The following is a 13,579-nucleotide window of genomic DNA, read 5'->3' as shown; positions in this document are numbered from 1 at the left end:
TCACCTGAACTAGAACTGTCTCCACGCCAGGATTCCTGCATTCATCCCCCGACACATGTTGAACGATACTTCAGGGTTGTTAAACTTCTCACCCCATGTAATGTAATAGCGGAATTCATAGAAGCCGCCAAGTGTAGCTGCAAAGTTGGTTTCCCAATAGTTATTCATCACCCAGGCATATAAGTGTGCAGGGTCCTGTTCCAGTCTTGCATCACCATTAAGTAGACGATATTTATGCTCTAAAGCGCCCAGTTGAATCAACGGAGTGTCTGGCATCGCGATCACAATACCTTGATCCTTCGAAATGTATGCAGCACCTTCGCCAACAGCCGTATAATCAGCCAAGCTGCCTGGTAATTGATCCTTGCGCAGACGAGTTAGGGCATCCATCTTATCTACCCACAGCTCCTGCGTAGAGGTTGTCAATGCGCTGCCAAACGGAAGTGAGACGTACAAATTCTCAGGCTTCCATACACTTTCCTTATGCATCCGTACCGCCACGTCTACACGAGGACGATCCGCATACACGGTTAAGAATAAGGAATAATGCTCACAACCGGAGACTTCATAGGTCAATTGAATCATGCTATAAAGCGTCCCCTGTTCAATAATTTCTGCACTTGTCAATAAACCTGTAGATACAATCGCATTCGGACCTTTCCGATTACGGCCCATAAGACGACGAACCTCCGTCATTTCGACCACCTTTGTGGCTGGTGTGACATCATATACCGGCGTGAATGCATGATGATTCCGGTCCGCACGCAGCAGTTCCTGTCCAGTCTGCTTATCCTTCCAAGAGGTGATTCCTTCACCCTTCTTCCATTCAATGCGTACAAATGGTGTTTCAGCATATGTGGATGTGACATGGAAGTCCTTTACTTCATGAGTAACATCCAAATCCAATACACGATCCGATGCCACATAATCATTCATATATGCGGTTTTGATTGTTGGCTTAACCGCTACGATATGAAGCACTTTTTCTTCCTGGGGCTCCAACATGACCGGAATCGTTACAATAACCCCGCGATGCGCAAGACGCAGTTGAGATGGGAGCACCTCACCTGTATTGAAATCACGCACCTCAAACCCTTCCTTAATCTGCTCGTAATACCAACCCTCAAGAATAAGATGGGCATGATCCTCCTGAACATAGCTGTAAGGATTACAAATTTTGAACTTCATCGGCCGACCCGGTGCAAGCAGTGCATCTCCCTTGGCTTCAAGGATTTCGTACAACGCACGATGTGCAGCGGTGCTCGCATTTGCAGCAAAAGCCTCCTTGCGCAAACCCAACTCTTGAACAAACGGGTTCCAAGGCTCCGAAATGGAAGAATGATAGCCCCATGTGTGTTCAGCGAACATCGTTAATTGATATTCCATTTCTTTAATCGCTTCCGGAGAAATGATGTCATAATTAGGATCTAGTCTTCTTACTTTTTGGTACACCCGCTGCGCCTCACGAAATACTTGCACATGCTTTGGTGTAGAGCCAACCCCATCCGTCCACCAATCGGGCCAATCTCCGCGATAGACAGGAATATCTTCCGGGTGCTGAGCTGCATGGGCACGGACTTCTGCAAAGAAGTCATCTAGCGTAGCCATTTGAATCAAAATCCGGTCCCCATGCTTGGTGTTCCATTGCTGGATAAACTCCATTGCCGCCGCATTGGGTGGGTTATTATCCGTTGGTAAGCCTGAGAACATCGCCGGAAAGAAATCGAATGCATAGCCATCCTCTGTCAGACGATCGATATAACGCTCGATCCGTTGTTCAGCAATTTCAAAATCCGCGCCCTTGCTCATATCGAATTCATCTTTAATCGTATATTTACCACCCATGCCAGGTACAAGCCCCAGATCATTTCCGAACACATAATGCTCTCCGCTCCACGTCAACAGGCGATCCCCTGAAGGCATCTCCCACCAGAACGGCTGCTGCTTTTTCCAGCAAGGGAACATTCCGTGATGCGTATGAATACAGGTGGACAGATTCTGGATCCCAGCATCCAGCAATACCTGACCATACCCCCAGCTAAAACCGTTAATATCTGCTGTCATTGCCGATGTTACAGGAATTTGTATGGACTGTCCGTAATCACATACCCGAGCAATCATCGATTGGAACAGCTCTTTACCAATTAATTCTGTCATATTTAGATAAGTCCCCGACAACCCGATATCTCCCTGTCTCACGCCTTCAGCGAACTCTATCTTCTCTTGCTCTGTCGCCTGCTTAAGAAAGGTTTCAATCGGCCAAAAGGTCTCACAAACCCACTTAAAGCCTTGCCATTCCGGACGACGTCCCGATTTGCTTTCACGTAAAATATGCAGGACCTGGCGAATAAAATTAACATGATACTGCTGAATTTTCTCTTGACGCTCTGTATATCCGATATCTGTATGTGAATGATGGATTGCGTATATTTTCCAAGGTCGTTTGCTGGACATCTCGATCTCTCCCTATAGTTATTCTAACTAGCCATGACGCTTCGCTTTCTCTACTAATTCTCAAGCGGATACTTATTCATATAGAAGAACAACTCATCCACAGTTGTGAACGCAATCCCTGTTACGGTATCAGCACAGCCATAGTAAATTGCAATTCGACCTGTATCGCCATCGGAAAGTGCTGCGCAAGGGAAGGTAACATTCGGCACATCTCCTACACACTCATACAATGTTTCTGGTCCAAGAATATAATTCCGTGAACGTGCTAGCACCTTCCATGGCTCATGCAAATCTAATAAAGCAACACCCATCCGATATACGAACCCGTTACACGTATTTATGACACCATGATAGATCAACAACCATCCGCGATCTGTTTCAATAGGAACCGGCCCTGGACCAATTTTCTTCGATTGCCATGCAGAAGCGTCCGAGTTGATCGTACCCATCACGTAACGATGCTTTCCCCAGTACGTCAGGTCAGGACTCTCACTAAAAAAGATATCTCCAAATGGTGTATGCCCCGTATCACTTGGACGGCTTAACATCGCATATTTGCCATTTATTTTGCGCGGGAATAATACACCATTCCGATTGTATGGCAGGAAAGTGTTTTCTAATTGGTGGAAGGTTTTGAAATCATACGTATATGCGAGACCAATTGTTGGACCATGGTATCCGTTACACCAAGAAATATAATATTTATCCTCGATTTTGCACACGCGTGGATCGTAACGATACTCCCGCTTTGTGACATATTCGTCGCCTTCGAATTGGATCGGATTCTCATTAATTTCCCAATGAAGCCCGTCCTGACTGAAACCAGCGAATATGTCCATACTTACGGATCTGGAGTCGCAGCGGAATACCCCTGCATACCCCTCTTCAAAAGGAATAACCGCGGAATTAAAAATACTGTTCGAGCTTAACTGTGCATCTCGCTGAATAATCGGATTATGGGTATATCGCCACACTGGAGCGTTATAGCCACTCGGCTTATCTTGCCAAGGAATATTAGATAGCTTGTCACCTATGATTCTACTCATCTCATAATCTCCTTCCATGTCTACAATTGTGATTTGCAACAACGTTTTCAGTATGTCTAGAGCTACTTGCACCCCTACTTTAAATCATAATAAAGCGCTTTAAAAGGGGATTTATCCTGAATCTAACGTTTGTTGACTGAAGTATCATGTTTCTTAACTAATTGAACAGGTAGCCTCACTTCACGCTCTCATATAAGCCTGCATACAGTGCATCAAGCAACGTGTGTGTCCTATCACAGCTATATTCCCAGAACATGGCACCCGCAAGGTTTTCACGTTTGACATACTCACATTTATGTGTGATAGAATCCACGTCATCATAGGAAATAAACGTGTCTCCATTAAATAAAAACGGTGCTTTGGCCTCATCGTCCCAATGTCGTGTGTAGCCATTCTGATTGATGTAATTAGCAAACAGTTCTGTATATTCTGGGCCATAGCCACCTGTTGTGCCCGCCATTTGTAGAAATCCATGATTCTTATTAGGCACCTGCTTCCACATTCGGGAATAGAACGCCACGCCAATGACGATTTTCTCTCGGGGCACGCCTGCCTGAATGAACATATTCACCGATGCCTCTGTACTGATACGATACAAATCTCCTGTCGTATGAAATAAATTCGTATGATGTCCCGTTAGAATCTGGAATCCGCCACGCATATCGTAGGTCATCAGCTGTATAAAATCCAAATATTGCTGCACTTGATCCATCTCGGTGCCATCTATGTAATACTGATCAGCACCTGCCGCAATCGTAAGCAAGAAATGTCTGCCATCCGCTGTACCTTTCACATCTAGTGCATCTCGAATTGTCTTTAATAGCAGTGTGAAATTGCATTTATCATCCGGAGACGCTTCAATATCCGCTTCACTGTAACAAGGATATTCCCAATCCAAATCTATTCCATCGAACGGGAAATCTGTTACCACTTGCACAGCCGAAGCTGCAAATTTCTGACGTCCTTCTTCGGTAGAAGCGGCCTCAGAGAAGCCCCCATTCCCCCATCCGCCAACGGAGAGCATTAGCGTCAGATTCGGATACATCGCTTTCATCTCTTGTAGCTGGTTCGTGAATTGCAAATGTGCTGTTGTAATCTGATCATCCTTCACATAACCAAATGCAATGTTGAGATGCGTTAATTTCATCAAGTGGTCATGCGTTAACTCAGATAGTTTGGAATCACTCACGTAGCCTGCTACAATCATTTGTTGATCCATCCTTTCACACCCTGATTAAGATTTGAATCGCTTCCTTGCTTGCTGCAATCTTATATCCTGATGAAATGTAACGAATCTGATCTTCACGGTCCACAATGATAAGATGCGGGAAGCCCGCTTCACTCGCGTGGGACGATGCAAATAATTCAGGTAGTAGATTATATGTTGAATCACGAACAAACACTGTATTTGCAGGAAGATCCGGGTAGTCCTCGGGATGAAACGAAGCTGTCCATTGCTTGTCACCAACAACAAGAATGATGGGAGCACCTAGCACATCGAACTCATGCTTCAACTCAGATAGTTCACGAAGCAAATGCTTTGAAGGCTCTCGTTCCGGCTCCAGCCAAGCGACATAGGCGCCCTTCCCATCCAGAAGATCTGCGAAAGTCTGCTCTACTCCTGCCCATGAGGTCAGCTGCTTAAGTCGTTCCACCTTGCCGTACACTGGAATTTCCAATGTAGATTGACGATACTGCATCACCAGCTTATTCTCTTCCCCTTCTGCAATATGGAAATAAGTGAACTTTATAAGCACGGTGCCATCCTTTAATCGTACGCCTGTCGTCAGACGATATGCTCCCTGCTCAACCTCAAGTGGTGTATCATATAGGTCATTTGCGCCATGTGGGAAACATAAGGTTTTATAAAAACCATTCTTCAGACGAGCTAATGTGAAATTCTCATAGTATGAAGCTGTTGGTTGGACTGTCCCTGCACCTTGATCACGATGAAGGATGAGAGTACCGTTCGCAAATTCTATCCCGTCTCCAACAACGCCTTTGGTAAATTGAGCATCCACGAAAATATTATCCACCATAAATTGCGGCTTAGATTCAATGGGATGAATTCGCGCTGGGATTCCTAAACTACGACAAATGGATACGAACATGATATCCAGGGAACTGCGATCGCCTACACGCAATTCAAAGGTACCCACTGCTGTTCCCTTCCCTTTCAGATTCGGAAGATCAGTCCATATATCCCACGTTTCATCTATGAATTGAACCAGCTTCGATGGGTCCTGTCGGAACAATGCCACTTCATCCGAAGTGAAAGCTTGTTGGAAAAATGTACGATACGGTGTAATCATCTCGTAATGAACACGAGGACGCAGAATGTAGGGAACGAACACTTCCTCTGTGAGCTCACCACGTACAGCAAGTGCACCAGCCACATGATCTGTAAGGGTTGGAATGAATGTGTCGATTAAATCCTTGTCATTACAACACTCCAATAACCGTAATGCCCATTCTCCATACACGGATGTGGCTGCTTCCAGAAATGCGGCTATCTCTACACTGTTACCACGCGCCTTCTGAAGTACTGTCCATACACGATCTTGCGGGAGACCCAGTGTTGCCCCGAGCTTCCTCGCTGCTTCTTCTGTCACAAAAGTCGCTTCATATTTCGCACGAATGGAGATCCCTTCCTCCAAGCGTTCATTATGTCGCTGGATACGAATTTCAGACAGTTCCTCTACCACCTCCCCTTCACACGATGGAGGTGGGACCATATCATAATCGACCATCGTACCTACAGCGGACTGATTTTCTTGATTCAGTACAAGCTCAACACATTCACAGTCCGCCACTGAAATTTTCACTTCCCCCCAAGTACCACCCTTTGCCGCACGAATCATAAGGTCGCCGAGACCCGTTTTGAAAGTTGCTTCCCCTTGAGCATTGGTAGGAAGGATGGCAATCGGGAAAAATTCCGCCATGTTATACACTTGGAACTGTACTTCTGCATCCTGCACGGGCTGCCCAAATTCATCCTTCGCTTGAACCGTAATTGTCCGCGTGGATGCGTAATTTTCCAATACATTAATTTCAGTGAACCACTCATCTGCAAGCGTAATATCTTCTGGACCTTGATAATTTGCGAAAATACGCGTGTTAATTAACATTGCTCTACGCGCTGGAGGTCCAAACCATCCTTGATTAAGACGGGCTTCCGGCTCACAAGCCCCGATAAAATACCATTCACCTTCTGCCCATGCCTCCACCCATGCATGGTTATCATCACAATGAGCCCAACGTGGCGTATACACTTGACGTGCAGGTATACCTATACTGCGAAGGGCTGCCACAGCTAGTGTGGATTCTTCACCGCAACGACCGCGAGCATTTCGAATCATTGTTAATGGTGAAATCGTTCGCAAATCACTCCCAATGTACGTTGCCGCCTCATGACACCAGTAGTTCGTCTCAAGAATGGCTTCCGTCATGGACAACTTACTAGTTCGCTTTGCTAATTGTTCATGGAGAATTTGGCGGTGTTCTTCAATGTTTTCGGTATTAACACGATAGGGAAGCACGAAATGTAAAAATATATGATCCGGTACTTGCCATGGCATATCTCGGCGAATCTTTAGTGTCGTTCTTACATGATTCAAGAAAAGCTGACCACTGTAATCCGCCAAATCATTCACTGGCATATACGCGTAGAGATACTTAAGTGCAATTATTTCTTCTTCCGTCAAGTCCTGTTCAAAGATTTGAAATAACTGCGTTGCACGTGCCTTGGCCAAACTCTTCTTCTCCTGAAACTTACGTTCAATCTGTTCCAAATCTAATTACTCCTTCCAGAGATACCCGTCCTCGCGAATGTAAAGACGGGACGTCTCATCTGATGTTAATGCAGATATAATAAAAGTTTTAGTCGTCGTTTCAATGCTCGGTTCTATGGTCCATGTATCTTCTTCACACAATGCATTAAAATCGGCTGTGACCATGCCGTGTGTTTCGTAATAGTTCCGCTCACGATAATAGAGCTTCCGTAATTCCCATTTGATATGTTCATCCCGAGGGATGTCGAACTGATATGGACCCGCTTCATTCACGAATACAACATAACCCCACAGTTCTGGATAATGCATATTAATGATTCCTTGTGGTGACCACACCCAATTATCCTCAGGATAAGGTTTTCCTGTGTCAGGATTGAGAAGCTTACTATACTTGTCATCGACAACCTCGGTCCGCCATTCAACACGTGAAAAATTAACACGCCAAAACTCCCCAGCATATGGTGATCGTCGATCCGTAGCACATTCTTTCAAACTGTTCCATGGTATTGCAACTTCAACCGTCCATTTCCGATTGTCAGCGTGCGGATTATTTAACTCGCCTTCGATATGAACAGCCGTCTTCAAGCCTTGGATATCCCAACCGTTAATCGGAGGACCCCCGTCACGATAAGGTTTTACAAGCAGTAAGTCCCATACCGTGTTCAAGGCGTTAATCTCAAACTCGTAATATTGATGGGAATCCCCTGTTGGATCAATAAAAATCTCAAAATCATTATCGTAAAAAATAACGGAATCACGTTCTGTCAGCGTTCCCCAGATCTGATCTTCCATCAGCTCTGCACCAAAGTAAAAATACTCATCATCCCATAGCATCTTTACCCTCGTATCCTTTCCTGGCTTCGGACGCAAATCTCCTTCAATATCAACAAACTTTTCTGTCCATGCTGCATGCTGCCAAAAAGGCTTATCTAGCCTCCCATCCAAGACAAGCGACTCCGTCGCTCGTCTGCATAGATAATGCTTTGGGGCGTATGAAACAATGCGTGGCTCTGGTACTCCACTTCGATTTACCATGCGAATGCTCCTTTGTCCGTTAATGTACTTTAGTTGTGCGTTACAACTGCGCCTGAGCCGCCGTACATCTCAATTTCTTCATCGAATTCCAATTTAAGTACCGTCACTTGTTCATGCATATCTTCAGGTGTTATCTGAATCCAAGTTGTACCTGGTATATGAAACCATGGCACACCACCGTGAATTTCATGGGTGAGCTTCTTGCCTGAGTGAAGCACCGTAATTTGGGTAATGGGATTACATAGCCCTTTGAGACAAATATTCTCCTTCGGTGTATCGTAAACGAAGAGGAACAAGTTCTTCTTATCCGGAGATAATGTACTGCCACCTAAATAGTAGCGTGTCATAATACCCTCTTGTGTTCCATAGATGGCTTCTTCATGTGTACGTATCCAGTCACCTAGTCCGAGCAAAATCTCTTCTTGCCTAGGATCAATCGTTCCGTCCTCCATGGGCCCAATATCTAACAGCATATTGCCACCCATGCTGATACAGTCACAGAACATTCGTATTATTTGATTCATTGATTTATAATTGTGGTCTGTATGCACATAACCCCAGGACGTATTTATCGTCGTGCAGAATTCCCACGGGCCTTCCGGACGCGTAATGGGAAGACCTTGCTCGGGAGTCTTATAATCCCCATACCCTTGCAAACGTGAATTTATAATAAGATCAGGATTAAATGATTTTAAATAATCTTTGAATGCTGGCAATCCCCACTGCTCTGCGCTTCGTTCCCAATCTCCATCGAACCATAACAGATCAACCTGACCATAGTTCGACAACACTTCTCCTAGTTGATTACGGTTAAATGCAAGGAATTTCTGCCATTTTTCTAAATCTTGAACACCATCCATCGGACTTGAAAAACGATTTACCTGGCTTAAGTCATCCGGTACGCGACCGTTCTCATAGACTGAGGGATAATCGGGATGAGACCAGTCAATGAGCGAGTAATACATCCCCACGCGAAGACCCTGATCTCGAATCGCCTCAGACCACTCCTTAATAATATCTCTCTTGGCAGGTGTCGCCTTCATAATGCTCAAATCACTGAACTTCGTATCAAATAATGCTACCCCGTCATGATGCTTCGTCGTTAGAACAGAATACTTAGCTCCTGACTTCGCAATCAAATCTGCCCAATACTTTGCATCAAATTTGGAAGCTGTAAAACCATCCAATTGCTTCATGTAGTCCTCATAAGACATTCTTCCGTTATAGAAAGACCATGATTCTGCAACACCTTGTACCGCATAAATCCCATAGTGAATGAAAATTCCTAGCTTTGCATCGGTGAACCATTGTTGCATCTGCTCTTCCTCCCATAGCTCAACTCGTTATTTTATTCGAAATACATGTGCAATTGGGGCAATTCCCGTAAGCTCGCTCTCTGGTAAATGAACGATCAATCCCGTTGTTGTTCGTTCGAATGTTAGATTTTCTTGTCCGCCAACAAGATCCATTTGCGTTACAGCCTGCTCGAGTGGAATACAAATTACTTTGCTCACCGTTTCCTGCTCTTTCGGGTACAAATGAATGGCATAGGTGATATCGCCTTTTTTCGTGAAATGTGTATTTCCAGCAGAGTATGGCGCGCATACGCGCGTTCCGTAGATCGCCTCCCCATGAACGTTGAGCCAAGCGCCCATTCCTTTCATCCGATCCAACGCTGTTGGTGACAAGCGGCCATCTGGTTGTGGAGCGACATTAAGTGCCAGGTTTCCGCCTTTGGCTACAACTTCAACGAGCAAATGGATTAATTGACGTGTCGTCTTGTAGTGATCCTCGTACCGATAAGAGAACGCTGTCCCCATCGTAATACAGCTCTCCCATGGAATAAGCAGGGGATGCTCGGGCAACGTTTGTTCAGGTGTAACGACATTCTCATACGGGCCGCCAACGGTACGGTCTGCACTTAGCAGCCATGGCTGTTGCTGACGTGCCTTCTCCACCACTTCACCCAACCGAATATCCTGTGGATTATTCTTATTCTGTGGACATACCCACCCCGCATCCAACCAGAGCATTTCAATCCGGCCATATTTCGTCATCAATTCCATGATCTGATCATGTGTGAACTGTATGAATTGCTCCCATAGCCATGGATAATCTTGTGTTGGATACGAAGGACCTCGATTCATGAACGTCCCCGTCTCCATACCTGGGGCCCAGTATGTTGGTGTGTGCCAATCGGCTTTGGAGAAGTAGGCGGAGATCCCAAGTCCCTTGGCCCGAAAAGCATCAAATACGTTCTTACAAATATCCGCGTACTTATGTGCATGGAAAGGACAATCCTTGCCCGTAATGCGATAGTCTGTTGTCTGCGTGTCCCACATACAGAAGCCATCGTGATGCTTCGTTGTGAAATTTAAATATTTGAAGCCACCTTCTGCAGCAACCTCTGCCCACTTCTCAGGCTCAAAACGGAGCGGATTAAAGGTTTTATTCAGCCCGAAGTATTGCCGCTTCAGCTCCGTCGAATCAACCCCCCAATCAATATCGTCCCGTGACCAATCTCCATCTTTATCACTAAGCGCCCACGATTCAACAAGTCCAAGCTGCGAATAAGGTCCCCAGTGCATCATCAAGCCCAGCTTCTGATCCTTGAACCATTCCAGCTGATCTAATAGCTGCGAATCCTCCGGCTTAACGTACTCCTCCTCTGTGCTGTAATTGTGAACTCCTTCAACAACAATTTGCTCCTCGACAACATTAGCGTCACTCATTTTTGCACGACCTCCATGCAGCTTTTCTGAGGCTGCGATTCTATTGATTTAGTATGATATATTTTCAAAAAAACATTTGACATAAAAATAAATATCCGCTATAAACATCCTATTATGGAATATAAATAAGTATTCAAGCGCCGATCTATATCTTGCTGTATTCATAGCTTGATAGGAACATCTCCATGTATACGCCATAAAAAGGGGGAAAACACTTTGAACTATAACTATTTCAAATCGAAATTGTTTTTGAAATTCACCGGTTCGTATCTACTTATCCTTCTTATTCCGCTTATATTTGTAATCGTTTTCATTTACCGAAATGCTACCGATAATTTACAAAAGGAGATTGAAAATGCTCACTTTAATCAGCTCACCCAAATTAAAACGGTGGTGGATGGACGCATGAATGATTTAAGAGATATGGCGTCACGGATGTCATACGACGCTCGTCTCGCTCATTATCGCATACTGGATCCTTATGAAAGTCGTGACGCCATAGCGGCACTAGATAGCTACAAATCTTCCAATTCCATTGTGGAGGATATATTTCTGTACTATCATCATGACCCTAATATTTATTCCAACCATGGCATGTATAGCCTGGATGTATTTCGTAGCTCCTATCAGTTTGGAAGCTGGAAGAATGATGAACTTGTGACTGCTTTAAACTCGTCCAAATTTCCATCCATTCGACTTACGAACATGCTGAATCAAAATTCACCACTCGAGCAATCTGTATTAACCTATATCCTGCCGATCATTCCCAACACCTCAGATCCATATGCTTCTGTCATGTACCTCATTAAAGAGAAAGAGTTGGCATATCTGATCGATTCCGTTCTCGGTAACTATCGAGGATTAACGTATATTTTTGATAATCATGGACGTGTTTTATCCTATAGTGGCCATGGAGATACAGCTAGCCAACAGAATATCCAACGGTTATCAGAGCTTCCACCCGGCATACATAATCTATCGATAAACAACGAAGATCATTCGGTTATTTCCGTCACATCGGATGTCAATGGCTGGTCATATGTGACTTTAATGGCGAGTAATCAGTTTTTCAGTAGTGTACTTAATGTTCGGAGCTTCATCATTATTTTATTCATTGTGATCGCCATTGTAGGAACGGCCATCGCTCTATTATTCGCTCGGATGCAATATCTTCCGATTGCTGAGCTCGTTCGCTTCACGAACAAAAAAACAGATACACCGGCCTCCGGAAATGAGCTCGAGTATATACGAACAACATTACAGCAGTATAGCTCCAAGGTTGATCTCCAAGAGCCCTATGCACGCAACCATGTTCTCTCCATGCTATTAAAGCATGGACATGCACAAATGATGACGCATGGAATATTCGATACCTTTCATCTGCACTTCGACCAAAGTCATCATTTTGTCATGATGATGGGCTGGGATGACTTAGAACAGCAGCATCTTCAGGCGCGACAAGAAGTACATCGCAAGCTTGCGTTTATTGAATTTCCAGCGCTTGCTACACAAGTATACGGTGTAGAGCTCCCGCAATTGGATCAGCTCGCACTCATTGTGAGCTTACAGCTCGAAGATGATGAGGCACTCGCTGCACAAATCGTTCACATCGTGGATGCGATCCGTGAATATACGTTAGGCATAATGGATATCCACCCGATGATCGGTGTAGGCAAATGTTATGAGAGCCCTCAGCAGCTTAATCAATCCTTTGTTGAGGCTTGCTCCGCCTTCGAATTGCGTAAATCGACCGAGCATGGAACCACCGTGTATTTTGAAAAGCTATCCAGTGCCCATGATCAAACGGTGTTACTCCCTAGTAACGAGCTATTAAAGCTTGCACAAAGCTTGAAGCAGGGCAACTACGAAGTCGCCAAACAAATCATTCACACAGCCATCCATGGGCTTGATAATAAACAACGATCTACCCTGCTGATGCGATGCGTATTGTTCGACCTGCTGAATACCATGCTCAAAGCTGCAGTTGAGCTAAAGATGGATAACATGATGCAGTATGCTTCTCCCCATTTCATGAATGGTCCCGTCCATCTGATAGAGCAGAATTTCTACCGTTTATCCACTCAGATTTGTACACAGGTGGAGCAGACGCATAAAAAAGAAGAACATTCACTCATGGATCATATCGTTGCTTTTATCGACCAGCGCTATGTTGATCATTCACTTAGCCTTGAATCTGTTTCTGCTGCGTTTACGATTTCACCTTCCCATCTCAGTCGTTCATTCAAGGATAAGGTCGGCATCAACTTCGTCCAATATATTTGGCAAAAACGATTAGATAAGGTCAAGGAACAGCTCGTAATAACAAGTGATCCGTTAAAAGATATTATCCAGCGCGTCGGCTACCTCGACACACCAAACTTTATTCGAAAATTCAAAAAGGAAACCGGTTATACCCCGGGCCAGTATCGACAGATGAATAGTAATCATCCCAATACTGAGCCTAACGATACCGTATAATCCTTCCTCGCTTAGGGTTCATCATAACTTCCCGGTCATGCCT

Annotated in this window: 8 protein-coding genes; 1 reads left to right on the top strand and 7 read right to left on the bottom strand. The window is 44.7% G+C overall.

Features of this window, described 5'->3' with window-relative positions:
• Positions 1-9: 9 nt before the first annotated feature.
• From QNH28_RS08470 to QNH28_RS08440, 7 genes are all read right to left on the bottom strand, one after another.
• Positions 10-2,454: a glycoside hydrolase family 38 N-terminal domain-containing protein gene (locus QNH28_RS08470; protein WP_283910979.1), complete on the bottom strand. Its 2,445-nt coding sequence runs from the start codon at positions 2,452-2,454 to the stop codon at positions 10-12.
• Positions 2,455-2,507: 53 nt separating this feature from the next.
• The gene (locus tag QNH28_RS08465) at positions 2,508-3,500 is read right to left on the bottom strand and encodes a glycoside hydrolase family 130 protein (RefSeq protein WP_283910978.1); all 993 of its coding nucleotides are present in this window, start codon (positions 3,498-3,500) and stop codon (positions 2,508-2,510) included.
• A 175-nt stretch (positions 3,501-3,675) separates the two neighbouring features.
• The gene (locus QNH28_RS08460; protein WP_283910977.1) at positions 3,676-4,719 is read right to left on the bottom strand and encodes a glycoside hydrolase family 18 protein; all 1,044 of its coding nucleotides are present in this window, start codon (positions 4,717-4,719) and stop codon (positions 3,676-3,678) included.
• A gap of 4 nt (positions 4,720-4,723) precedes the next feature.
• On the bottom strand, positions 4,724-7,291 hold the full coding sequence (locus QNH28_RS08455; protein WP_283910976.1) for a transglutaminase domain-containing protein: 2,568 nt from the start codon (positions 7,289-7,291) through the stop codon (positions 4,724-4,726).
• A 6-nt stretch (positions 7,292-7,297) separates the two neighbouring features.
• Positions 7,298-8,326, bottom strand: a complete 1,029-nt coding sequence (locus QNH28_RS08450; RefSeq protein WP_283910975.1) for a carbohydrate-binding family 9-like protein — start codon at positions 8,324-8,326, stop codon at positions 7,298-7,300.
• A gap of 29 nt (positions 8,327-8,355) precedes the next feature.
• Entirely contained in the window at positions 8,356-9,642 is a 1,287-nt protein-coding gene (locus QNH28_RS08445) for an alpha-L-fucosidase (RefSeq protein ID WP_283910974.1), read from the bottom strand.
• A gap of 27 nt (positions 9,643-9,669) precedes the next feature.
• Positions 9,670-11,058, bottom strand: a complete 1,389-nt coding sequence (locus QNH28_RS08440) for an alpha-L-fucosidase (RefSeq protein WP_283910973.1) — start codon at positions 11,056-11,058, stop codon at positions 9,670-9,672.
• Positions 11,059-11,274: 216 nt separating this feature from the next.
• On the opposite strand from QNH28_RS08440, the gene QNH28_RS08435 reads away from it, so the two are divergent.
• Entirely contained in the window at positions 11,275-13,536 is a 2,262-nt protein-coding gene (locus tag QNH28_RS08435; protein WP_283910972.1) for a helix-turn-helix domain-containing protein, read from the top strand.
• Positions 13,537-13,579 lie beyond the last annotated feature (43 nt).

The organism is Paenibacillus sp. G2S3 (assembly GCF_030123105.1).
Classification (GTDB): domain Bacteria; phylum Bacillota; class Bacilli; order Paenibacillales; family Paenibacillaceae; genus Paenibacillus_AQ.
Note: the sequence above shows the minus strand (reverse complement) of the source record. Positions and strands in the feature narration are given on the sequence as shown.

Coding starts and splice junctions, on each gene's coding strand:
- QNH28_RS08450 (WP_283910975.1), bottom strand. CDS start 8,326: ATGGTAAATCGAAGTGGAGTACCAGAGCCACGCATTGTTTCATACGCC.
- QNH28_RS08440 (WP_283910973.1), bottom strand. CDS start 11,058: ATGAGTGACGCTAATGTTGTCGAGGAGCAAATTGTTGTTGAAGGAGTT.
- QNH28_RS08470 (WP_283910979.1), bottom strand. CDS start 2,454: ATGTCCAGCAAACGACCTTGGAAAATATACGCAATCCATCATTCACAT.
- QNH28_RS08445 (WP_283910974.1), bottom strand. CDS start 9,642: ATGCAACAATGGTTCACCGATGCAAAGCTAGGAATTTTCATTCACTAT.
- QNH28_RS08465 (WP_283910978.1), bottom strand. CDS start 3,500: ATGAGTAGAATCATAGGTGACAAGCTATCTAATATTCCTTGGCAAGAT.
- QNH28_RS08460 (WP_283910977.1), bottom strand. CDS start 4,719: ATGGATCAACAAATGATTGTAGCAGGCTACGTGAGTGATTCCAAACTA.